The organism is Pseudomonas oryzihabitans, from assembly GCF_024652905.1.
Taxonomy (GTDB): domain Bacteria; phylum Pseudomonadota; class Gammaproteobacteria; order Pseudomonadales; family Pseudomonadaceae; genus Chryseomonas; species Chryseomonas benzopyrenica.
In genome coordinates this window covers 4,588,786-4,611,488 of record NZ_CP102428.1, presented here as the reverse complement: position 1 = coordinate 4,611,488, position 22,703 = coordinate 4,588,786, and the positions used below count along the sequence as shown (strand labels likewise).

Annotated in this window: 23 protein-coding genes, 1 pseudogene and 1 riboswitch; of the genes and pseudogenes, 15 read left to right on the top strand and 9 right to left on the bottom strand. The window is 65.4% G+C overall.

What is annotated here, in order from left to right:
- The first annotated feature begins 245 nt into the window (after window positions 1–245).
- The 3 genes from NRG74_RS21360 to sugE all read left to right on the top strand — a co-directional run bounded on the left by NRG74_RS21360 (window position 246) and on the right by sugE (window position 1,469).
- Window positions 246–476: a hypothetical protein gene (locus tag NRG74_RS21360; RefSeq protein WP_257705263.1), complete on the top strand. Its 231-nt coding sequence runs from the start codon at window positions 246–248 to the stop codon at window positions 474–476.
- Between the two features lie 112 nt (window positions 477–588).
- Window positions 589–984 (top strand): hypothetical protein, encoded by a 396-nt coding sequence (locus tag NRG74_RS21355; protein ID WP_257705262.1) that lies wholly within the window; start codon window positions 589–591, stop codon window positions 982–984.
- Window positions 985–1,151: 167 nt separating this feature from the next.
- Entirely contained in the window at window positions 1,152–1,469 is a 318-nt protein-coding gene (gene sugE / locus NRG74_RS21350; protein WP_093255365.1) for a quaternary ammonium compound efflux SMR transporter SugE, read from the top strand.
- An 11-nt stretch (window positions 1,470–1,480) separates the two neighbouring features.
- Here the strand turns inward: sugE and NRG74_RS21345 are convergent, their stop codons facing one another.
- Window positions 1,481–1,966 (bottom strand): hypothetical protein, encoded by a 486-nt coding sequence (locus NRG74_RS21345; RefSeq protein WP_257705261.1) that lies wholly within the window; start codon window positions 1,964–1,966, stop codon window positions 1,481–1,483.
- Between the two features lie 100 nt (window positions 1,967–2,066).
- Here NRG74_RS21345 and NRG74_RS21340 point away from each other — a divergent pair, with 100 nt between their 5' ends.
- Entirely contained in the window at window positions 2,067–3,158 is a 1,092-nt protein-coding gene (locus tag NRG74_RS21340; RefSeq protein WP_257705260.1) for a PQQ-dependent sugar dehydrogenase, read from the top strand.
- Window positions 3,159–3,191: 33 nt separating this feature from the next.
- Here NRG74_RS21340 and NRG74_RS21335 read toward each other — a convergent pair whose 3' ends face one another.
- On the bottom strand, window positions 3,192–4,529 hold the full coding sequence (locus NRG74_RS21335) for a DUF4214 domain-containing protein (RefSeq protein ID WP_257705259.1): 1,338 nt from the start codon (window positions 4,527–4,529) through the stop codon (window positions 3,192–3,194).
- 275 nt (window positions 4,530–4,804) lie between these two features.
- Here NRG74_RS21335 and NRG74_RS21330 point away from each other — a divergent pair, with 275 nt between their 5' ends.
- The 9 genes and pseudogenes from NRG74_RS21330 (at window position 4,805) to NRG74_RS21295 (ending at window position 12,851) form a co-directional block, all read left to right on the top strand.
- A complete protein-coding gene (locus tag NRG74_RS21330; RefSeq protein WP_093255351.1) occupies window positions 4,805–5,878 on the top strand; it encodes a saccharopine dehydrogenase family protein in 1,074 nt (357 codons plus the stop codon).
- Between the two features lie 66 nt (window positions 5,879–5,944).
- Entirely contained in the window at window positions 5,945–6,886 is a 942-nt protein-coding gene (locus NRG74_RS21325) for a Gfo/Idh/MocA family protein (RefSeq protein WP_257705258.1), read from the top strand.
- Between the two features lie 120 nt (window positions 6,887–7,006).
- Window positions 7,007–7,741: pseudogene (locus tag NRG74_RS24790) on the top strand (MCP four helix bundle domain-containing protein); the annotation flags it as partial.
- 42 nt (window positions 7,742–7,783) lie between these two features.
- Entirely contained in the window at window positions 7,784–8,647 is an 864-nt protein-coding gene (locus NRG74_RS24785) for a methyl-accepting chemotaxis protein (RefSeq protein ID WP_437181202.1), read from the top strand.
- A gap of 165 nt (window positions 8,648–8,812) precedes the next feature.
- The gene (locus NRG74_RS21315; protein WP_257705256.1) at window positions 8,813–9,067 is read left to right on the top strand and encodes a hypothetical protein; all 255 of its coding nucleotides are present in this window, start codon (window positions 8,813–8,815) and stop codon (window positions 9,065–9,067) included.
- A gap of 175 nt (window positions 9,068–9,242) precedes the next feature.
- Window positions 9,243–10,136 carry an SDR family oxidoreductase gene (locus NRG74_RS21310; protein ID WP_257705255.1) on the top strand — a complete coding sequence of 298 codons (894 nt, stop codon included), beginning with the start codon at window positions 9,243–9,245 and terminating at the stop codon, window positions 10,134–10,136.
- Window positions 10,137–10,141: 5 nt separating this feature from the next.
- Complete coding sequence (locus tag NRG74_RS21305) at window positions 10,142–11,941, top strand: glycoside hydrolase family 15 protein (RefSeq protein ID WP_257705254.1); 1,800 nt, start codon at window positions 10,142–10,144, stop codon at window positions 11,939–11,941.
- Window positions 11,938–12,519, top strand: coding sequence for a DNA-3-methyladenine glycosylase (locus NRG74_RS21300; RefSeq protein WP_184290351.1), 582 nt, complete (start codon window positions 11,938–11,940; stop codon window positions 12,517–12,519). Before NRG74_RS21305 ends, NRG74_RS21300 begins: the two co-directional genes overlap by 4 nt.
- Window positions 12,520–12,560: 41 nt before the next feature.
- A complete protein-coding gene (locus NRG74_RS21295; RefSeq protein ID WP_064308107.1) occupies window positions 12,561–12,851 on the top strand; it encodes a DUF2845 domain-containing protein in 291 nt (96 codons plus the stop codon).
- Window positions 12,852–13,029: 178 nt separating this feature from the next.
- Here the strand turns inward: NRG74_RS21295 and NRG74_RS21290 are convergent, their stop codons facing one another.
- The 5 genes from NRG74_RS21290 to pstS all read right to left on the bottom strand — a co-directional run bounded on the left by NRG74_RS21290 (window position 13,030) and on the right by pstS (window position 18,326).
- Window positions 13,030–14,316 (bottom strand): putative porin, encoded by a 1,287-nt coding sequence (locus NRG74_RS21290; RefSeq protein ID WP_184290349.1) that lies wholly within the window; start codon window positions 14,314–14,316, stop codon window positions 13,030–13,032.
- Between the two features lie 300 nt (window positions 14,317–14,616).
- Window positions 14,617–15,381: a phosphate ABC transporter ATP-binding protein PstB gene (gene pstB / locus NRG74_RS21285; RefSeq protein WP_017638707.1), complete on the bottom strand. Its 765-nt coding sequence runs from the start codon at window positions 15,379–15,381 to the stop codon at window positions 14,617–14,619.
- A gap of 5 nt (window positions 15,382–15,386) precedes the next feature.
- Entirely contained in the window at window positions 15,387–16,262 is an 876-nt protein-coding gene (gene pstA / locus NRG74_RS21280; RefSeq protein WP_064308109.1) for a phosphate ABC transporter permease PstA, read from the bottom strand.
- Window positions 16,262–17,236 (bottom strand): phosphate ABC transporter permease subunit PstC, encoded by a 975-nt coding sequence (gene pstC / locus NRG74_RS21275; protein ID WP_007160736.1) that lies wholly within the window; start codon window positions 17,234–17,236, stop codon window positions 16,262–16,264. Before pstC ends, pstA begins: the two co-directional genes overlap by 1 nt.
- Window positions 17,237–17,312: 76 nt before the next feature.
- The gene (gene pstS / locus NRG74_RS21270; RefSeq protein ID WP_017638705.1) at window positions 17,313–18,326 is read right to left on the bottom strand and encodes a phosphate ABC transporter substrate-binding protein PstS; all 1,014 of its coding nucleotides are present in this window, start codon (window positions 18,324–18,326) and stop codon (window positions 17,313–17,315) included.
- 450 nt (window positions 18,327–18,776) lie between these two features.
- A riboswitch (yybP-ykoY riboswitch) is annotated at window positions 18,777–18,939 on the top strand.
- 9 nt (window positions 18,940–18,948) lie between these two features.
- Here pstS and mntP point away from each other — a divergent pair.
- Window positions 18,949–19,521, top strand: a complete 573-nt coding sequence (gene mntP / locus NRG74_RS21265) for a manganese efflux pump MntP (protein ID WP_017638704.1) — start codon at window positions 18,949–18,951, stop codon at window positions 19,519–19,521.
- Window positions 19,521–20,357, top strand: a complete 837-nt coding sequence (locus tag NRG74_RS21260) for a hypothetical protein (protein ID WP_064308110.1) — start codon at window positions 19,521–19,523, stop codon at window positions 20,355–20,357. Before mntP ends, NRG74_RS21260 begins: the two co-directional genes overlap by 1 nt.
- Here the strand turns inward: NRG74_RS21260 and NRG74_RS21255 are convergent.
- Window positions 20,354–20,896, bottom strand: a complete 543-nt coding sequence (locus NRG74_RS21255) for a cytochrome b (RefSeq protein ID WP_257705253.1) — start codon at window positions 20,894–20,896, stop codon at window positions 20,354–20,356. The genes NRG74_RS21260 and NRG74_RS21255 overlap by 4 nt on opposite strands.
- 79 nt (window positions 20,897–20,975) lie before the next feature.
- Window positions 20,976–22,649: a phosphoethanolamine transferase gene (locus NRG74_RS21250; protein WP_257705252.1), complete on the bottom strand. Its 1,674-nt coding sequence runs from the start codon at window positions 22,647–22,649 to the stop codon at window positions 20,976–20,978.
- Window positions 22,650–22,703: the final 54 nt, after the last annotated feature.

The window sequence follows — 22,703 nt, the reverse complement described above, 5'->3', positions numbered from 1 at the left end:
TCACCGTCGCGTGAACCTCAGCAAAGCCCGCCATCGCGCGGGCTTTGTTGTTTCTGGCGGTCTCTTAGGCTTTCCCAAGACGCGAAGAGCGCTCATGAAAGGGACGTAGCCAGATTACCGGCGAAAATTATCTGACCATTATCACCATCCCTCGCGCGATCCTGGTCTAAGCTCTGCCCCTTAGAACCGCTCCAACCAGCCGGCCGGATGCCGATACCCTGGTGATCACCTCGCAAGGACGCCTCATGAAATACCTTCTGACCAGCTCGGTCACCCTCTTTCTCGCCGCTCCGCTGCTGACCGAAGACACCGCCCTGGCCCAGGCCGGCCATGCCATGTGCCCGGGGATAGAGGCAGCGGCGCATTCCCTCAATCTGTCGCTCCTGCAGAGCACTGCGGTCGGCAGAGGGCCAGTGGCCGACGGGGCGCGGCTGCAGCTGGCGGCGCTGGAACGACAGGCGCGGCGGGACGACTAGGAACAGGGTCGCCGCAAGGATTTTGCAAATGCCCGGCGCAGAGCCCTTCTTGAACGAAGCGCCCGCCCCGAGCTCTCAAGGTTTCCACCACGGCACTCCCGAGGAGACCCGCATGAAATCCCTGATTCCCCTGCTGCTGCTGCCCCTCGCCCTGGGCGGCTGTACCCGAGAGCCGGTTCGGCAGGACGATCTCGGCCTGCCGAGCTGCAATCTCCAAGAGCAACGCGCCGTGCCCGGAGAACTGGGCGGATCAATCACGGATCCGCGGCAGGCGCATGTCTCGATGCGGGCCAATGTGCTGCTGGCGGATGTGAGCACGGCGCGCAAGGCGCGGCGGATCAGTCAGGAAGAGGCGACGACCTTAAGCGAACGCATCGCCGCAGTGCGCAGCCAGACCGATGCCTTCGTTAGCCAGCAAGGCTTTCTCAGCGCGGCCGAGCGGGCCAGTTTCGATCGGGAACTCGACGGGATCGCCGCGCAGATCTGCCAGCCACGTCCGGCACAGTGATCTCTGCCTAGCCAGGACGGGTCGAAAGACCGCCGCTCGAACGGCTAGGATAGCGGGACCGATCAGGCGGTAAGGACCCTTGCCGCCCTTCTCTTCCAGCCCAGGGGACGACCCCGGCGATCGGTGGGCAGCGTTCCGGGACGGCCCGGTTTCACAGGAGGCCGTCCTTGGCTTGGTTCTATCTGGTCTGTGCAGGACTGCTCGAGGTGGTCTGGGCGTTCTATATGAAGCAATCCGCGGGCTTCACTCGCCTCACGCCGACAATCATCACCGGGGTCGCCATGGTGGCCAGCGTGGCGCTGCTGTCGATCTCCATGCGCAGTCTGCCGTTGGGTACCGCCTATACCATCTGGACCGGTATCGGCGCGGTGGGCGCCTTCATGATCGGCATCCTGGTGCTAGGCGAGGCGGCAAGTCCGCTGCGCATCCTGGCCGCGGCGCTGATCGTCAGTGGTCTGGTGCTAATGAAGCTGACGTCGTCCTGAGCGCTTTCCCCCTAGCGCAGGTCCCCTGCTCGGTCGGCTTTTGGTCGGACCAGCCAGATGAACAGCAAGCCTCCCACCAGGCCGCCCACGGCCATTGCCAGCAGGCCATCCAGGGTACGGGTGGCGTAGATGAGCACCGGCATGGGGGCGAAGGCATCGATCAGGCGAATGGCGGCGATCAGGCTGACACTGGTGGCTAGCGGCACCACGCAGGCTAGATAGGCGCCCTTGCGACGGCCGAGCCAAAAGGCGGCGGCAAAGGCTGGTAACCAAGCGGCGAGCACGATGGCGGCGTAGACGGGTCCGAAGCCCAGCAGATCCTGTAGCGACGTCTGCCAACGGGTGGTGGCGTCTATCGACTGTCCCAAGCCCTGCAGCGCGGCCAAGTTGTACTGGGTCTGCACCAGGCTGCCCCAGGCGGTGGCCAGCAACAGGGCGGCGGCGAACGCCAGTAGCGGGCGGGGTCTGAACAAGGCGCGCCAGAGCGGTTTGGACATGATCGATCAGTCTCGAAGAGAGGTAGTGATGGTAACGACAGCGGATGCCTGCGGTAGACCTCGGCCGTCACGTAAAGCTTCCCGGCGTGGGGTCTGGTTTGTGTTGCTAACCGTTGTGCTGGGAAGCCCGTTGGCTACGGCGGCGCCCGCTTACCGGATCGAGACGGTAGCGACCGGACTCGAGCGGCCTTGGTCGCTCGCCTTTCTGCCCGATGGCCGGGCGCTGTTGACCGAGGGTGCCGGGCGTTTGCGGCTGCTGGTGCCGGATGGCCAGGGCCGGCTCAGCCTGCAGGCGGAGGCCGTGAGCGGACTGCCCGAGCTCTGTACCGAAGGCCAGGCCGGTCTGTTCGAGGTCATGCCGGATCCAGATTTCGCCCGTAATCAGCTGATCTATCTCTCCTATGCGTCAGGCACGCGCCAGGCCAATCACCTCAGGGTGGTGCGCGCGCGGCTGAACGGCGGACGCCTGCAGGACGTCCAGCCGCTGTTCACCAGCCAGCCGGCCAAGGCGTTCGGCCAGCACTTCGGGGCGCGGATGGCCCTGCTCGGCGACGGCACCCTGGCCATCGCCCTGGGCGACGGCAACGTCGAGCGCACCGACGCCCAGCGGCTGGATACCCATCTGGGCAAGATCGTGCGCATCACTCGGGACGGCCAGGTGCCGGCGGACAACCCCTTCGTCAAGCGACCCGGCGCCCTGCCGGAGATCTACAGCCTCGGCCATCGCAATCCCCAGGGCCTGGTGTGGGTGGCCGAGCGCCAGGCGCTGTACGAGCACGAACACGGTTCCAAGGGCGGCGACGAACTCAACCTGATCCGCGCCGGGGCCAACTATGGCTGGCCGCTGACCACCGGTGGTGTGGACTATACCGGCGCGCGCATCACGCCCTTTCGTGAATTGCCAGGTATCACCCCGCCGCTGCTGGAGTGGACACCCTCCATCGCACCCGCCGGCCTGACCTGGTACGACGGCCAGGGCTTTCCCGCCTGGCGCGGCAGCCTGTTCGTGGCGGCACTGCGGGAAAAGTCGGTGCGGCGGATACCGCTGGTGAACGGCGTGCCTGGCGAGCAGGAGCTCTTGTTCCAAGAGCTGGACCAGCGTTTGAGAGACGTGCGCAGCGGACCGGACGGTAATCTCTGGCTGCTGACCGATGGGGAGGACGGCCAGCTGTTGCGGGTGGTACCGGGGTAGAAGGGGCCACTGCAGGAGACCCCGACTGCCCGATCAGACGGCGATGAAGGTGTTGTTGGCGCCCAGCAGGGTCAATTCGTCGATGGGATTGTTGTAGGCGTCGTAGACGAAAGCCTCCGGCAGATAGACGCTGTACTGGTGCCCTTGCTCTAGGTCAGTCGCCAAGCGGATGTCTACCAAGTTGGTCAGATGACGCACCGTGGTAGCGAGCTCGAAGCCAATCTTCGTGCCTGTGGTGACATCGAGTAGGAAGGCCTTCTCCAATAGCGTCGGGTCCACCTTCACAGGCGTCGGATAGGCTTCCGAGTAGAGATCCCGTGTCCCACGATAGATGGAGCTATCAAACAACAGATTGATGTGATCATCAGCACCAGGGCTGTAGTAGGACTGCTGATCGATACCGATCAACAGCGGCGGCGTGAGGTCGGCGGGCAGAACCTCGAGGTCACGCGACAGGGCCGTCACCGCGACATTGCCGGCGGTATCGGTGGTCTCCACCAGGATCGAGCCCTGCGCATAGAAGCCCGGCTCCAGCTTGGGTGCGGGCCAGCCTCCCTCCCCCTGCTGCCAGGTCTGACCGCCATCGCTGGAACTACGCCACTGCTCGATGTCGCCATCGTCGAAGAAGCGGAACTGCAATAGGTTCTCAGTGGTGGGGCCACGGGTGGTGAACAGATAGAGTTGCGCGCCCTGGGGGTCGACCTTCCATTGAGCTTCGTTCGTCAAGGTTCGGCCGTTACCGTCGCCAGCAAGATAACTAACCTGCAGCTGACCTGCCTGGTAGTAGCCCGCGCCTAGTTGCAAGGTATCACTGCCGGCGCTCGCCACGGTCCAGCTCTGCCCTCCATCCAGGCTGTAACGCCACTCCTTCACCCCTTCCGGCAGGGTCACGTCCACCTGGCCGTTGCGGGTGATGCCGTCAGTGGCCGACACCCCGGTGTCTTCGTGCAGGGCCAGGCCCGGCGTGAGCGGCTGCCATTGTTCGAGCCGCGTCTGGAACAGCTGCTGGTCGGCGCTCTGGCCATCCGGGCGGCTCAGATAATCGATCATCTCGACGATGACCGCTGCCCTGGCGTCCTGCTGGGTACTGCCCAGGGTCTCCAGTCGGCCCAGCCAGAAGGCCTTGCCGTCGGCATCGGCGTTGCGTCCGAGCAGGTCGCCATAGCAGCCGTCGATGAAGGCGCTGGCGCTCTCCTCGGCCGGTTGCGCCTGCAGGCGCTCGGCGCCGTTGAGGAACAGGCGGACGAGTTGCTCATTGCCCAGGCCCTCGTCCAGTTTGGCGACCCAGAAACGGAAGCCTTCCGCGTCCGGGGCACGGCCCAACACCCCCCAATAGCAGGCGTTCACCCGCGCTGCATTGTCCACGACCATGGTCTTTCCTCCTTGAAGCGGCCACCCACCGTGGCCGACTACTGGCTTATAGAAGGCGTCGCCAAGTGGTGCAGACCTGTGTCCGGATTCCTGTGGTGGGATCGACAGCCTTTCGCCTAGAGCGATAAGCAACAGGACGGATGAAAAGAAGGTCCTGGTCGAATCGTCGAGGTACTCGACGTTTCGTCAAATAAGGGACGACACTTCGACGCTCTGACGCTCACATCTGGCAGCGCCGCTTTTTAAGCTGGAGCCTCAACCACGGAGGATCCGCCATGAACGTCACCCTGCTCGGCGCCGGCCACATCGGCTACACCATTTCGCAATTGCTGCACGCCAGTGGCGACTACCGGGTGACGGTGGCGGATCGTGACGAACGTGCCCTGGCGGCCATCGCGGCCCTGGGCGTGCAGACCCGCACCCTGGACACGTCCGACGCCAGCGCCCTGACCGCGGCCCTGGACGACCAGGACGTGGTGCTCAACGCCCTGCCCTACCACCTGGCGATTCCCGTCGCCCAGGCGGCCAAGGCCACCAACACCCACTACTTCGACCTGACCGAAGACGTCAAGGCGACCAAGACCATCCGCCAGCTGGCCGAGGGCGCGAGCAATGCCTTCATGCCCCAGTGCGGTCTGGCGCCTGGCTTCATCGGTATCGCCGCCCACTCCCTGGCCAAGCGTTTCGACAGTGTGCGCGAGGTGAAGATGCGCGTCGGCGCCCTGCCGGAATTTCCCACCAATGCCCTGAAGTACAACCTGACCTGGAGTGTCGACGGCCTGGTCAACGAGTACTGCCACCCCTGCGAAGCGGTGCGCAACGGCGAACTGCAACTGGTGCAGCCGCTGGAAGGCCTGGAGCACTTTTCCCTGGACGGCGTGGAATACGAGGCCTTCAACACCTCGGGCGGCCTGGGCACCCTCTGCGAGACCCTGCAGGGCCAGGTGGAAACCCTGGACTACAAGACCGTGCGCTATCCGGGTCACCGCGACCTGATGAAGTTCCTGCTGGAAGACCTGCGTCTGGCCGGTGACCAGGAGCAACTCAAGAACATCCTGCGCGGCGCCGTGCCCACCACCATGCAGGACGTGGTGCTGGTGTTCGTCACCGTCAGCGGGATGCGCGGCGGCAAGCTGGTGCAGGAGGTGTTCAGCCGCAAGATCTTCGCCGCCGAGCGTGATGGCCGCCTGACCAGCGCCATCCAGATCACCACCGCCGCTGGCATCTGCACCGCCCTGGATCTGTTCCGCGAAGGCAAGCTGCCACAGCGCGGCTTCATCGCCCAGGAGCAGGTGGACATGGACGCCTTCCTGGCCAACCGCTTCGGCAAGGCCTACCAGCCGGTCTGATCGACGAAGCCTAACGGCGCACCTGGGGTCCATAACGGTACGACCACCGTTAGAGGACCCTTTTTCATGCTCAGCGTCGCCATCGTCGGTTGCGAACAGATCCACGCTCAGGACTACCTGGACACCAGCCTGGCCGATCCGCGCGTGCGGGTGGTGGCCGTGGCCAGCGAACGCGATCCCGCCCGCGCCCGGCGCCTTGCCGCCCCCCATGGCCTGCCGGTACTGGACGATTTCGCCCAGTTGCCCGAGGTGGATCTGGCCTTCGTCACCACCGCCATCGAGGATCACGAAGCGGCGGTGAGCGCCCTGCTCCCGCGCGCCCGGCACCTGTTCGTGGAAAAGCCCCTGGCCGTCTCGGCTGAACGCGCGACGGCGCTGGCGGCGCAACTGGCCGGACGTTCCTGCTTCAGCGGCTTCTATCTGCGTACCGATCCGGCCCTGCGGCAGCTGCGCCAGCTGGCGCGGGACGGGGCCATCGGCAGCCTCAGCCACCTGTCGCTCACCGCCGGGCACCCCGGGTTGCTGGAGGGCTGGCTGAGCGATTGGCCCGCGCATCTGGACGAGACGCGCATGGGCTATGGCGCCTTTGGTGACCTGGCGGTGCATCTGCTGGATTTCAGCGCCTGGCTGACTGGTGAAGCCCTGACGGTCGAGTACTGCCGCCTGGAGCGCGATGCCCGCTGGCCGCTGGATCACAGCGGCGAGGCGCTGCTCCGGGCCGGCGACCTGCCAGTCCAGCTGCGCGCCAGCGCCACCCTGCGCGGTCCGCGATTGGCCGTTCGCCTGGACGGCAACGAGGGAACCCTGGCGCTCTCCGCGAGGCGGCTGGTACTGCACGACGCTAAGGGAAATCGCCAGACGTTGGCCGAGGGCGTCGACCCCGGCGTGCCTCAGGGGGCCCAGGCGGTATTCGATCAGTTACTCGGAAAACCACGTCCGGAACTGGCCACCCTGGCGGATGCGCTCGTGGCCAACCAGCTGCTCGATCGACTCTATGGACGCGGCTGAAAGCGATTTCGAACGATCGCGAAGCCTGACCTGCTCACCTAAAGGTCGGACAGCAGGTGCCGATAGCGAAGGTATCCAGCGCAACTTGGCTGAAACCCACCTCGCAGAAAGGAAGGCTCCATGGTCTGGTTCAACAATCTGGCGCTGGCGAAGAAACTCGCCGTGGCCTTTGGCCTGTGCACGGCCATCACCCTGGGCATCGGCGCCGTCGGCCTGAGTGGCATCAGAAGCGTCAACGCCCAGCTGGATAACGTGTTGAACGACACGCTGCTCTCCATCACCCTGCTCAACGATGCCAAGAGCAATGTCATCGGCCACAATCGCGATCTCTTCCGCGTGCTGTCCATGGCCTACGGCGAAGCACCGCAAAGCGACCAACAGGCCGTCATCACCTCAATGCGTGACAATCAGGCCGATGCGGAGAAGCCCTTCGCCGCCTATCGCGCCACGCCGCGGCAGGCCGATGAAAAGCAGGCCGGTGATGCCTTCGAGCAGGACTGGAAGAGCTATGTCGCGGGTACCGACGCCATCCTGGCACGCCTTGCGGCCAAGGATGTAACCGGTGCCGCCAAGCTGTTGAACGAGCAGGTGCAACCCACCTACCGCAAGACCATGGCCTCGTTCAAGATTATGATGCAATCCAACAAGCGCCAGAGTGCCGAGGCCGGTGACGCTGCCCACGCTGCCTACAAGCAGGCCTTCTGGGTACTCTGCCTGGGGCTGCTGCTGGCCACGCTATGCGCCCTGACGCTGGGCTTCGTCATCACGCGGATGATCGTCATGCCGATCCGCCAGGCCGTCTCCAGTGCCGAACGGGTCGCCCAGGGCGATCTGACCCAGACGATCCAGAGCTCCCGGCGTGATGAAGCCGGCCAGCTGCTGCAAGCCCTGGGTGGCATGCAGGCCAGCCTGAAAGACACCGTGCAGCGCATGGCCGGCGCCTCCAGCCAACTCGCCGCGGCCGCCGAAGAGCTGCACGCCGTGACCGAGGAGACCTCCCGTGGCCAGGTTCGCCAGCACGACGAGGTGCAGCAGGCCGCCACTGCGGTCAACCAGATGACCGCTGCCGTGGAAGAGGTGGCGCGCAATGCCGCTTCCACCTCCACCGCCTCTCAGGACACCAGTCGCGAAGCCCAACAGGGTCGCGAACAGGTGCAGCAGGCCGCCCAGGCCATGGCAGTGATGACCCGCGAGATCACCGACTCCACCGAGAAGGTGCAGACCCTGGAAGGCCAGGTACGCGAGATCGGCAAGGTGCTGGAAGTGATTCGTGGCATCGCCGAGCAGACCAATCTGCTGGCGCTCAACGCCGCCATCGAAGCGGCCCGCGCCGGCGAGCAGGGTCGTGGCTTCGCCGTGGTGGCGGACGAAGTTCGCGCCCTGGCCCATCGCACCCAGGGGTCCACCGGCGAAATCGAACGGATGATGAGCGCCGTGCGCAGCAGTGCCGAAGAAGCCGTGAGCGCCATGCACAAGAGCCAGTCCCTGGCAGGGGATACCCAGGAGCGCGCCAACCGTGCCGGCGAAGCCCTGAACCGCATCACCACCGGGGTCGCCCAGATCGAGGAGCGCAACCTGGTGATCGCCAGCGCCGCCGAGGAGCAGGCTCAGGTGGCCCGCGAAGTGGACCGCAATCTGGTCAATATCCAGGACCTGTCCACCCAGACCGCCACCGGTGCCCAGCAGACCGCCGCGTCCAGTCAGGAGCTGTCGCGACTGGCCAATTCCTTCCAGGGCCTGGTCGCGCAATTCCGTTATTGATCGGTCATCCAGGAAACTTCCGACCAGCGGACGACCTGCCCTCACCCCGGTGAGCGGCAGGCCGCAAGCGCAGCGGTAGCCCTCCCGGTTCAATACCCTGGGACGGGGAATTGAACATTGCCCGCCAGCGCGGCTCTGATCTGAACCCCCTGAATGGATGCTCCCATGCGCTTTACCTACGATGCCCGCCGCAGCTATCGCCTGATCGGCCTGGACGACGGACGTCTGGCGGGTCAGTTGCTGCGTGGGCAGCTGTACATCATGGTCGCCGGCGATGGAAAGCAACCGCAGTCCTATGCCCAGCTCGAAGACGATCAGCTGCGTACCGCCGAAGGCCACCTGATCGGTTGCCGCGAGGCGGATATCCTCACCCTGCAGCGGACTGGTGTCGCCTTGCGTCTGGAGCCACTCGACGTCTGAATCGAGGCGGCTCCGAAATCGGCGCAGCCTTTAAAGGCAGGTTGATAAAGCCGTCCGAGCCGAGACATCCATCACCTATCAGTGGGAACCTCTCCCGCGAGTTGTTGCTCCATTTCCTTGAACGTCATCGAAAAGATGCCAAACGGGCGCCTTTCGGCCCCCTTCAGGAGATGTCATGTCCAGCGACAACCAATACCGCATGCAAAACCCCCTTACCCAGTATCCCCAGCCGGAATTTCCCAAGCAGCCCCAGGAAGCCCCGGGCCTGGCGCAGGTCATGCAGCCCCGCCCCGACCATGGCGAGACCAGCTACCAGGGGTTCGGTCGTCTGGCCGGGCGCAAGGCGCTGATCACCGGGGCGGACTCGGGGATCGGTCGGGCCACCGCCATCGCCTATGCCCGGGAAGGTGCCGACCTGGTGCTCAACTACCTGCCCGAGGAAGAGGCCGACGCCCAGGAAGTGGTCAAGCTGGTGGAAGCCGAGGGTCGTAAGGCCATCTGCGTTCCCGGTGACCTGAAGGACGAAGCCTTCTGCACCCAACTGGTGAGCAAGGCCAAGGAGGCCCTGGGCGGCCTCGACATCCTGGTCAATGTGGCTGGCAAGCAGACCGCCGTGCAGGACATCGCCGAGCTGACCACCGAGCAGTTCGACGCTACCTACAAGACCAACGTCTACGCCCTGTTCTGGCTATGCAAGGCCGCGCTGCCGCACCTGCCGGCCGGTGCCGCCATCATCAACACCACCTCGATCCAGGCCACCCAGCCCTCGGAGTTCCTGCTGGACTACGCCTCGACCAAGGCGGCCATCACCAACTTCACCAAGGCGCTGGCCAAGCAGGTCGCCAGCAAGGGCATCCGCGTCAACGCCGTGGCCCCCGGCCCCTTCTGGACCCCGCTGCAGCCCAGCGGCGGCCAGCCCCAGGAAAAGATCCCCACCTTCGGCGGCGAGACGGTGTTCAAGCGCCCCGGCCAGCCGGCGGAGCTGGCGCCCATCTATGTGCTGCTGGCGTCCCAGGAGTCGAGCTATGTGACCGGTGAGGTCTATGGCGCTACCGGAGGCATGGGCTGACGGCCGTGGCGGCCTTCGACCCCGCTCGCCAGGACGGCTACGCGCCCCTGGCGGGCTACGCCGCCCTCTCCGATGGCCGTTCGGTCGCCCTGGTGGCGCCGGATGGCTCGCTGGATTGGTGGTGCGTCCCCAACATGGATTCCGCACCGCTGTTCGACCGCCTGCTGGACGCCCCAGCGGGCGGTTTCTTTTCGATCGCCCCGGTCGCCCACTATCGCGTGGAGCGGGCCTACCGCGAAGACAGCAACGTCCTGGAAACCTGCTTTCACACCGCCGAGGGCAGCGTGCGCCTCACCGAATCGCTCAACAGCGGCTCGGCCGGACGCCTGCCCTGGTGCGAACTGGGTCGTCGCGTCGAAGGCCTCTCCGGACGGGTCGAATTGCGTATCGAGCTGGTGCCGGGCACCCAGGGCCAGACCGTCTCGCCCTGGATGCGCAGCACGCCCAATGGCGAGGTCATGCATGTCGACGGTGTGATGGCCACCCTGCGTTATTGCGAACGGCTGGAAATACTCGAATGCGACGATCGCCGGCTGGTGGCGCGACTGGTACTGGAGGCCGGGCAACGCAGTGTCCTGGCCTTGACCGCGACCGAAAACGAACCCCTCGTGGTGCCGTCCCTGGACGAAGTGGACCAGCGCATCGACCGCAGCGATCAGGCCTGGCGTGAATGGGCCCAGGGCTTTGCCTATCAGGGCGAATTCCTCAGCGAGGTGAAGCGCTCGGCATTGGCGCTCAAGCTGCTGCTCTACTCGCCCACCGGTGCCATCGTCGCCGCCGCCACCACCTCGCTGCCGGAACGCATCGACGGCGACAAGAACTACGAATACCGCTATGCCTGGGTGCGCGATGCGGTCTTTACCATCAAGGCCTTCCTGCGTCTGGGCGCCCTTGGCGAGGCCCAGGCGGCCCTGGCCTGGATTCAGAACGTCATCCGCCGCCACGGCAATCGCCTGCACACCTGCTTCACCCTGGAAGGCGAACTGGCACCGGAAGAGCGCACCATCCCCGTACCCGGCTATCGCGACTCCCAGCCGGTACGTGTCGGCAATCGCGCCAGCGCCCAGTGTCAGCTGAGTCTCTATGGCGATCTGCTGGAGACCTTCCGCCTCTATGCCAGCAAGGGCCATGTGCTGGATTTCGCCACCGCCAGCCTGCTCACCGATCTGGCAAACCTCTGCGCCGATGGCTGGCGGCAGACGGATGCCGGGATGTGGGAATTGCCTGAAGAGCGCCACTACACCCTGTCCAAGCTGGGCTGCTGGTTCGCCCTGGATCGCGCCGTGACCCTGGCCCGCGACGGCCATATCCCCGACGCCATGTGCGGTCGCTGGGAGCGCGAGCGCGACCGCATCCGCGACTGGGTCAACGAACATTGCTGGAGCGAGCGCAAGCAGGCCTACACCTTCTATGCCGGTACCGAGCGCCTGGACGCCGGGCTGTTACTCGGCATCCGTTTCGGCTTCGACGGCGGTGAGCGCTCGGTCAGCACCCTGGCGGCCATCCGCCGCGAGTTGGCCCATGGACCTCTGGTCTATCGCTATAGCGGTGCCGAGCAGGAAGAAGGTGCCTTCCTGGCCTGCTCCTACTGGATGGTCGAGGCCCATGCCGTGCTGGGCGAGGTGGACCAGGCGCGCGAGCTGATGCGCGAGGTCCTGGCCGCCAGTCTCAATGGCGTCGGCCTGATGACCGAGATGCGCGATCCCCGTGACGGCGCGGCCCTGGGCAACTTCCCTCAGGGCCTGAGCCACCTGGCCATGGTGCATGCGGCGCTGATCCTGGAAGAGCCGGAGCCCGAGGCGTGAGCGACCTGGATTTCACCCGCCCGGTGGACGAGGTCGCCCGGCAACTGATCGGCGCCACGCTCAGGCTCGAAGGTGTGGGCGGCCTGATCGTCGAAACCGAAGCCTACGACGGCGAAGATCCGGCCTCTCACAGCTTTGCCGGCCCTACGCCGCGCAACAAGGCCATGTTCGGTCCGCCCGGGCATGCCTATGTCTATCGCTCCTATGGTATCCATTGGTGCTTCAACCTGGTCTGCCGTGAGGCTGGCCATGGCGCGGGGGTGCTGATCCGCGCTCTGGAGCCGCTGTGGGGGCTGGAGGTGATGCGCGAACGCCGAGGCGGGCTGGCCGATCGCCTGCTCTGCGCCGGTCCCGGCCGGCTGTGCCAGGCATTGGGCATTGATGGCAGTCACGACGGCCTGTCGCTGGCGGAGCCGCCCTTTCTGCTGGAGCCGGCGACCGCCGCGGTGGCGGTGATCGCAGGCCCGCGCATCGGCATCAGTCGCGCGCGCGAGGTGCCCTGGCGTTTCGGTCTGGCCAGCTCGCGTTATTTGAGTCGCGGCTTTGCCAAAGCGCCCCACGCCAGCGATAACGGCTAGGCTGAAGGCAACGGCCTCTGCCACAACCTCTCGGAGTTCCCATGCGCGCTCGTCACCTGCTGCTGACTGCCCTGCTCTTGCCCCTGCTGGCCCAGGCCAGCCTGCGCTGCGGGCAGAATCTCGTCGAAGAAGGCGACAGCGTCGAGCAGGTCCTGGCCGCCTGCGGCGCCCCGGCCGAGCGCAAGGTCAATCCCCCTGCCCTGCGCAACAACAACGTGCCCAAGTTCAATGCGGCCGAGACCCAGTTCTGGACCTATGGCCCGGAGAACGGCGCCTCCCGCCACCTCAAGTTCATCGATGGCAAGCTGGTGGAGATCAGGGTCGAGCGGTAGTGGGCGGGAGCTTCCCTCACCCCAGCCCTCTCCCAGAGGGAGAGGGGGCAAAGCGACTCCAACGTAGGTTGGGTTGAGCGCAGCGAAGCCCAACATTTTTCAGGCGAGCCTCTCCACCGAGCAGGCAAAAAAGAACCGCCCGAGGGCGGTTCAAGAGGAGCACGACCTAGGGCCGTGGTTAGAACTTGGCTTCCAGGTCCAGCTGCAGGGTCTTGACGTCCGCATCGCGGCGGAAGCGGCTGGCGGTATCGGACTCGGCGAGGAAGTAGGTCAGGCCCACACCGAAGTTCTTATCGATCTCATAGCCGAGCTTGAGCTTATGGCCGCGGGCGCCGGTGGAGCCGTTGCCGAAGTCGGAATCGGTGAAGGCACCCACCACGGCGTTGCGCTGGACATCGCGGTAGTTGTATTCCAGCCCGACCCGCTGCATCAGCTTGGTCTTGGCGCCCAGCAGCCAGGCGGTGTCCTCGCCGTCGTCGGCCTTGTCGTTGACCACGTACTGGCCATAGAAGGACAGCGGCACCCACAGCTTGGTCAGGTCCAACTGGGCGAAGCCCTCGTAGAGCTGGAAGCGGTCGGTGGTGTTGCCATTGACCGCCAGGGCGCAGGGCGCGGTAACCGAACCAGTGGTCGGGCAGGCGCTGTCCTGCTCCTTGTCGTAGGCATAGACGCTGCCGCCCACCATCAGCTTGGCGGCATCGCCCAGGTTGAAGCGGCTGCCCAGCTGACCGGCGTAGAGGCGCAGGTCATGCTTGAATTCATAGCCTTCGCCGTCGACGTTGTCCTTGAGCACATAGTAGCCCGTGCTGCCGAACAGCTCGGCGCCGCCGCCTAGGTCGTACTTGTAGGTGCCGGCCAGGCCTTCGGGATTGATGTCGGCGTCCCAGATGACGTCGCCGGTGCTGACCCACTGCTGGCCCATCTTGCCGCCCACCAGGTGCAGATTCGGCACTGCCGTGGGGTGGTAGTCGATGTAGGCCTGATCCAGCCAGAGCTGCTTCTTGTTGAAGTAGTTGTTCAGATCCTGGTTGGTGGAGCGGGCGTCGTCGCCACCGCCGGTGGCGATGCGGATGCCAGTGTTCACCTGCGGATTGATCTCGCTATAGGCACCCAGCCGCGCGCGGATACGCTGGCGGTCACGGTCGCGGCCGTTGTCCGGCTCGCCGCTGATGTCGATGCTCTCGTGGCGCACCCGCACGTCGCCCTTGATCTGGGTCTTGGCGGCCCAGGCCAGCTTCTTCTCGAAGTCGGAGGTCTTCTGCTGCTGAGCGACCTGGGCGGCACGCGCCTGCTGCTCCTGCTGCAGGTCGCCGCGCAATTCGCTGTATTGGGCCGGGGTGATGGAGCCATTGGCCTTGAGCATGTCGAGCAGTTTCTCATCGACAGCGGCACTCGCGGTGGCCGAGCAGGTGGCCAGGAGCAAGCCCGAGAACAGCGCCGTGAATCGATAAGGGTTAACAGACATCGGCAGATCTCCTTTCAAGACAATCCAGGTGGTAGTGGCTGGCGGTGCAGCCCGTCACAAAGCTGGGTCAGTCTCGGCAGAAGAGATGTCGTTTTGCTTGCAGGAACATAAAGGTTTTAATTCAAGTCACTGAATCTAAAGCAAAATTTAACCAAAGATTCATCCGCTCCGAACGGCTCCGCTGCGGACCGGGAAGGATGAGGACGACTAGAGGCCCTGGCTCGCCGCTTTTCAGCCGCCCATGAAAAAGGCCACTCCAGGGAGTGGCCTTGCGAGATCTGGCGAGATCCGGCGAGATTTTCAGCCGAAGCGACCGGTGATGTAGTCCTCGGTCTGCTTCTTGTCCGGCTTGGTGAAGATCTTGTCGGTCTTGTCCACTTCGATCAGCTCGCCCAGGTACATGAAGGCGGTGACGTCGGAGCAACGCGCCGCCTGCTGCATGTTGTGGGTGACGATGACCACGGTGAACTCCTGCTTGAGTTCGGCCAGGAGTTGCTCGATGCGCGCGGTGGAGATGGGGTCCAGGGCCGAGGTCGGCTCGTCCAGCAGCAGCACCCGCGGACGCAGGGCGATGGTACGGGCGATGCACAGGCGCTGCTGCTGACCGCCGGAGAGCCCCAGGGCGCTCTGATTGAGCTTGTCCTTGACCTCATCCCACAGCGCCGCGCCACGCAGGGCCTGCTCGACCCGATCCTGCAGCTCCACCCGGGACAGGCGCTCGTGGTGGCGAATGCCATAGGCGACGTTGTCGGCGATGGACATGGGGAACGGTACCGGCTTTTGGAACACCATGCCGATGGTGCTGCGCAGGCGACTCAGCGAGTACTTCGGATCGAGGATGTTCTCCCCGTCCATGAGGATCTCGCCGGTCGCTTCCAGCCCCGGGTATTCCGAGTAGATGCGGTTGAAGATGCGCAGCAGCGTGGACTTGCCGCATCCGGACGGGCCGATGATGGCGGTGATCTGCTTGGCCGCGATGTCCAGGTTGATCGACTTGAGCGCCTGGTGGCCCTTGTAACGGAAGCCGACGTCGCGCGCCTGCAGTTCCGGTATCTGCGTCTGCATGGTAGTCACTTGGAATCCCGGTTACGAAAGAAGAAGCGAGAGGAGAGGTTCAGGAACAGCACGAACAGCGTCAGCAGCAGGGCGCCGGCCCAGGCCAGGTGCTGCCAGTTCTCGAACGGACTCATGGCGAACTGGAAGATGGTCACCGGCACGGTAGCCATGGGCTTGAGCACGTCGGCGTTCCAGTACTGGTTGCCGAAGGCGGTGAACAGCAGCGGTGCGGTCTCGCCGGTGATGCGGGCGATCGACAGCAGCACCCCGGTCACCACGCCGGCGCGGGAGGCACGCAGCAGGATCTGCAGGGTCACCTTCCACTGGGGGATGCCCAGGGCCAGGGCCGCTTCGCGCATGGCCGGCGGCTGCAGCTGCATCATCTCGTCGGTGGTACGGGTCACCACCGGCACCACCAGCATGGCCAGCGCCAGGGAGCCGGCAAAGCCGGAAAAGCCCAGGCTGCCACCGGAGTACTGGTTCAGCGTCACCACCACGGCGGTGTAGATGAACAGGCCGATGACGATGGACGGCGCCGACAAGAGGATGTCGTTGACGAAACGCACCACCAGGCCGAGTTTGGAGTGGCGGGCGTATTCGGCCAGCCAGAGGCCGGCGAGGATGCCGATGGGTGCACCGATGGCGGTCGCCAGCAGGGTGATCAGCACGCTGCCGAACAGGGCGTTGGCCAGACCGCCGTCGGCGGCGCCGGGTGGCGGCGTCATCTCGACGAAGATGGCCGGGCTCAGGGCGCTGACGCCCTTGATCAGGGTGGTGCCAAGGATCCAGGCCAGGAAACCCAGGCCGAGCACGGCGGCGGCGCTGCCAAAGATCAGCGCGATGCCGTTCTTGATCCGCCGCTTGCGATAGAGATAGGCGTCGATGTGCATCAGTTACCTGCCTTGCGCGACAGTTGCGTCAGCATCAGCCGTGCCGCCAGCAGCACGAAGAAGGTCACCACGAACAGCAAAAAGCCCAGGGCGATCAGCGAAGAGCGGTGCAGATCGGTGTAGGCCTCGTTGAATTCGTTGGCGATCACCGAGGCGATGGAACTGCTCGGCATCATCAGCGAGAGGGAGAACTGGTGGGCGTTGCCCAGCACGAAGGTCACCGCCATGGTCTCGCCCAGGGCGCGACCCAGGCCGAGGAAGGCGCCGCCGACCACCGCCGAGCGGGTGTAGGGCAGCACGATGTCCCAGCAGACTTCCCAGGTGGTGGACCCCAGCGCATAGGCCGATTCCTTGAGCTGGGCCGGCACGCTGCGGAAAACCTCGTACATCACCGAGGTGATGAAGGGCAGGATCATGATCGCCAGGATGATGCCGGCGGTCAGCATGCCGATGCCCAGCGGCGGTCCCTGGAACAGCACGCCGATCACCGGGATGGCGCCGAGGTAGTCGTTGATGAAGGGCGAGATGTGCGCGGCCATGAAGGGGCCGAAGACGAACAGGCCCCACATGCCGTAGATGATCGAAGGGATACCGGCCAGCAGTTCCACCGCCGTGGCCACCGGACCGCGCAGCCAGGTAGGGGCGATCTCGGAGAGGAACAGGGCGATGCCGAAGGCGGTAGGCACGGCCAGCAGCAGGGCGATGAAGGAGGTCATCAGGGTGCCGTAGATGGGCACCAGGGCGCCGAACTTCTCGGCCCCGACATCCCATTCGGCCGAGGTGATGAAGTCCAGGCCAAAGGTCATGAAGGCGTGGCGACCGCCCCAGAGGGTGGACGCGGCGGCGCCGACCAGTACCAGCAGTACCAGCAGCGCGGCGGAAAACAGGAGCCGCCGGAACCAGACATCGGCGCGGGTATCCCGGCGGATGCGCTGTTCCTGAGCGGCGGAGAGGGGCAGGGTCTGGTCGGTCATGGAGCTTTCCGTCTACCTGGAAGGACGCGCGAAACCGCCTGGACCCCAGGGGATCCAGGCGGCGGGACAGGCGTGTTTACTTCTTGAAGTCGGACGCCCAGTAGCCTTCGATCTGCTTGACCAGGGCATCCGGGACCGGGACGTAATCCAGGGCCGCGGCATCCTTCTGGCCATGCTCCAGGGACCACTTGAAGAAGTCGAAGGCGACCTTGCTGCGCTCTTCGTTCTTGGGTTCCTTGTACATCACGATCCAGGTGGTGGCGGTGATCGGCCAGGCATCGGCGCCCGGGGCGTTGGTCATCAGCAGGTTGAAGTCCTTGGCGCTCTTCCAGTCGGCGGTGGCGGCGGCGGCCTGGAAGCTCTTGGCGTCGGGCTGCACGAAGTTGCCGGCGGCGTTCTTCAGCTGCACATGGGACATCTTGTTGGTCAGCGCATAGGCGTACTCGACGTAGCCGATGGAGCCCTTGATCTGCTTCACGTAGGCGGCGATACCCTCGTTACCCTTGCCACCCACACCAACCGGCCAGTTGACAGTGGTGCCGAAGTTGAACTTCTCCTTCCACTCCGGGCTGACCTTGGCCAGGTAGTTGGTGAAGTTGTAGGAGGTACCCGAGCCGTCGGAACGACGCACCACGGTGATGGCGCCCTCAGGCAGCTTCAGGCCGGGGTTCAGCGCGGCGATGGCCGGGTCGTTCCAGGTCTTGATCTCACCCATGAAGATCTTGGCCATGGTCGGGCCGTCGAGCTTCAGCTTGCCGGGCTCGATGCCTTCCACGTTGACGACCGGAACGATGCCGCCAATGATGGTCGGGAACTGGCCCAGGCCACCCTTCTGCAGGTCGTCGGTGCTCATGGGGGCGTCGGTGGCGCCGAAGTCCACGGTGCCGGCCTTGATCTGGGCAATGCCGCCGCCGGAGCCAATGGACTGGTAGTTGATACGGTTGCCAGTCTTCTCGCTGAAGCCTTGCGACCACTTCGACAGAACGGGGAAGACGAAGCTCGAGCCGGCGCCTGTGACATCCACGGCGTGAGCGGCGGTGCTCAGGCAAAAGGCCGACAACAACAGAGAGAGGCTGAACGTGCGTTTCATGGTGGCTCCATTACCTAGTGAGGGCTGGCGCTAGGCTATTGCCGAAATGTGACAATTAAGTGTCAGCGGCATGACGAAACGGGGACGGCAGAGCGCCATCATTGAGAGCGGCGGCGACAGCTCCTGCGTTGGCAAGCGAAGGTGTCCGCACCCAGGCCTTGCAGCAGACCGCTCGGACTCATCCGCCCTAGGCTGCGGATGGCAAAGAGGCCGCCTACCTTCTGGTCGGCTTCCACCGGCGACCTCCGGCGGTCACCAGACGACACGCCTGTCCGCCGCCCGCGGTCGTCCCGGCAGCCTATGCTGTGGCCGCGATCCAGTTATGGCGGGCCTTGCAGGCCTCCCGGCGCATCCGCGCGATCGAATTGGCAGCAGGAATTTAGCCAAGGCTATATATATTAGAACTATCTACAAGATAGACTTTCTCTATCCGGATGGGTAAGGTGGCGGCCTCTTTGGGGAGTAGCCTGCTTCCACTGCGGTGGAAAGCGTTCTGATCAACATACTCGGCAACCGCCGTGGTCAGGACAGCCGGTCAGGGTTGGCGAGACCAGAGGCATCACCGCGCCATGCCGGGCGTGCGGGGGTGTCTTGTGGATCGAGCCCGGTCGGCGCTGTGACGATGAACCCCGCTTCCCTGATGTTCCTGGCCTTCGCCATGTCCACCGATGCCTTTGCCGCCGCCGTCGGCAAGGGTGCCAGCCTGCACAAGCCCTGCCTGCGTGAAGCCCTGCGCACCGGCGCCATCTTTGGCGTCATCGAAGCCATCACCCCGGTGATCGGCTGGGCCATCGGCCTGACCGCCGCGCAGTACGTCCAGCCCTGGGATCACTGGATCGCCTTCACCCTGCTCACCGTGCTTGGCCTGCGCATGATCTGGGCCGGCTTCGGCGCGCCCGAAGCCGAAGCCGAGAAGCCCCGCCAGCACTCCTTCCTGCTGCTCGCCCTGACCGCCGTGGCCACCAGCATCGACGCCCTCGCCGTGGGCGTGGGCCTGGCCTTCATCGACGTCAACATCATTACCGCCGCCCTGGCCATCGGGCTCGCCACCATGGTCATGGTCACCACCGGGGTGATGCTGGGCCGGGTGATGGGCAATCTTGTGGGCAAGCGCGCGGAGATGCTCGGCGGCGTGGTGCTGATCGTGATCGGCGCGGCCATCCTCCATGAACACCTGGCCGCTGTCGCCGCCTGATGGCCCCGCTGTGGCGTAGCGCCCTCCTCGTCCTGGTCGCCCTGCTACTGGCAGCCTTGGGCTTTCTCGCCTGGCAACGCTTCTGGCCGGCCCAGGCCGCGCCTGGCTGGCGCTACGAAGTGGCCCATGCCGATATCGCCAAGGCCAGCGCCCTGGCCTGGCAGGGCGACGCCCTGCTCACCGCGGAAGAACTCAAGGACGGCAAGGGTCGCCTGCTGCGCATCGATGCCCAGGGCCGGCGCAGCGTGCTCAGCGCGGGCCTGTACAAGCCCGATGGCTTGGTGCCCTACCAAGAGGGTTTCGCCTACAGCCAGGAAGGCGGCACCCATCCGATCCGCTGGTTCGACGCCACTGGCAGTCGTGATCTGTTCATCGGCATCAACGCCCAGGGCCTCTGGGCCGAAGGCAAGCGCCTCTATGCGGTGGAAGACCGCAAGGGCGAGGGACGCCTGCTGCGCTACGACGCCGCCGATGGCAGCCTGACCGTGCTGCGCGACCACCTGGACGAGGCGGAGTCCTTTACCCGCTGCCCGGATGGCAGTGCCTTCTATACCGAGAAATCCCGTGGCCTGGTGCGCCAGCTGAGCGACGATGGCCGTGATCCGCCGGCGCTGAGCGATCTGCGCGAACCGAGCTTTCTGCTCTGCGACCATCGCGGCCTGTGGATCAGCGAAGACTCCACCCACCGCGCCCGCCTGCTGCTCTGGGATCGCCAGTCAGCCCCGCGCGCCATCCTGACCTTCCTGCGCGCACCCCAGGCGCTGCTGCCGCGAGGCGACGGCTACCTGCTGGCCGAAGGCGGGCGCGACCGCATCATCGCCCTCGATCCGCGCTAGAGCATGCGTCTCAGGGTGTCGTCCTTGCGCACCAGGTGATGCCAGAGCGCGGCCAGCACGTGCAGGCCGATTACCCAGTAGAAGGCCTGGCCGAGCCAGAGGTGCACGCCCTTGAGCGACTTGGCCAGTTCCGGATCCACGGGAAAGGGCGAAGGCAAGGCCCAGGTGCTGGAAGGAATCTTCACCGCGCCGATGGTCAGCCAGACGGTGAACAGCCCGAGCAGCGGCTGGGCCAGCAGAAAGGCATAGAGGGCATAGTGGGTCAGTCGGCTCACCTGCGCGAGCCCCGCAGCCAGCGGCGGCGTGATGGGCGGCACCGGATGGCGATGGCGCACCAGCAGTCGCGGCAGGACCAGCGCCAGGACCAGCAGACCGACCCAGAAATGACTGAGCACCACCCACTGGCGCTCCAGGGAACCCCGCTCGAACTGGCCGCGGTTGGTGATCAGCACATAGGCCAGCAGCACCAGCAGGGCCATGAGCCAGTGCAGCAAGCGGGCGCTGCGCGCATAGCGGGAAACAGGAGAGGCGGAAGACATGAGGAGGTCCTGCTACTGAGGTGAAAAGGCGCCGGCAGTGTAGCGGTGCCCCGTTGCCGAGGGTAAGACGGCAACGGCACTAACCGCAGGGCGCCGCCGAGGTGTCCAGCAGCAACTTACTCAGTTGCTGCGGCGCCTGGTGCACCAGGCCGGTGGGCGATTCGCAGACGCGCTGCACGAAGTTATCGCTGAACAGGAGCTTGCCATGGACGAAGTACTCGCCCGGGCGGCGATTGGGATTGTCGATGCGGGTACCCAGGCGCTCCGCCAGCCAGCTGCCGGCTTCGTAGTGACTGATCCAGCGCTCGTCCTGCAGCTCGGCCAGGGCCTCGGTCGGGGCATCGCGCGCCACCACGATCATTGGGACATCGCTGACCTCGGGCACCAGGTCGTTGTGGCCCCAGTGCCCCCCCTCCCCCAGCCGCTGGCCATGATCGCCGGTGATGATCAGATAGCGCTCGCCGTCCAGACGATCGAAGTCGGCGAGAATCTCGGCGAGCAGGCCATCCAGGTAGTGCAGGGAATTGTCGTAGGCATTGGCCTGGCCCTCGGCGCCGCTGTCCGGCCAGGGCGCGGACGTGGGCTCGTGCCGATAGTTCTGCGCATAGGGCAGGTGCGCGGTGCGCAGGTTGAGCACCACGAAATTGCGTGGCGCCCACTGCTGTTCGTCGAGGATCTCCAGCAGGGCGCGATCCTGGCGCTGCAGAAAGCGCAGCGGATGGTCCTCGCGGGTGATGGAAACGTCCAGATGGCGACTGCCCAGGTGCGCCAGCAACTTGGATTCCTGGGACGACAGCCAATGGGTGCGAAAGCCGGCGGCCTGAGCGAAGCGAAACAGATTGATCTCGCCGCTGCGCAACCGCTGGTCCTGGCCCGGCTCGCGGATGGGATTCAATAGATAGGGCAGACTGACGTCGGTGGCCACCCCTGCCGCTACCCCGGGCCGGATCAGCGCCTGGGGATTGTCCGCCAGGTAGGCCGAAAGCTTAGGGGTGGTATTGCGTTCGTAACCAAAGGCGCCCAGCCGATCGCTGCGCAGGGAATCGGCCACCACTAGCCAGACGTGTCGCGCGGTGCTGGGCACCTGGGCCAGCCCATAGGGCGCATAGGCGGTGGGCGGCAGGACGACGTCGTCACGCCCGGCCAGGCGCACCGCCCAGGCGGAAAAGGCATTGAGGCTGTTGTGCAGGCCGCTGCGACTGGGGCTGGGCACGAAGGCATCGAGGTTGCGATAGGTGGCGCGATAGGGTTTGGACAGCAGCACCGCGGCGATCAACAGCAGCGCCCAGCGACTGGCCGGCAGCGGCACCCGGCTCGGAAGGTAGAGATGCAAGGCGATCAGCAGCCCATAGGGCAGGCCCACGCAGAGGAGCACTGGCCAGTGCTCGGGGAGGCTGAGCCAGAGTGTGTGGCGCACCTCGGCGGTGTCGCCCAGTAAAGCCTGGATATCGATGGCGCTGAGCGGCTCGCCGAAAAAGCTGAGGTTGCCCAGCTGCAGCAGCTGCATCAGCGCGAACCCCAGCAGGATGGCCACTGCCAGGCGTGGCAAATGGCTCAACCAGAGCGCCAGGCTGAACACCCAGAGCGCGGCGACATAGCCCGCCTCCAGCTCGGCGCGGTTGTTGGGGGTGAAGCCTTGCTGCAGGAAGTCGTCGGCCAGCAACAGCAGGCAACTCAAGCTGCTCAAGGCCAGCAGATTGCGCCAGTGCCGCCAACCCGTGGCGCGGGGGCGGGAAAACGTCGCGAGCAGCATCAGGGGGCCCTGCGCAAGCGCAAGGGGAAGCGAAGGCGAGCGGCCATGAGCGGG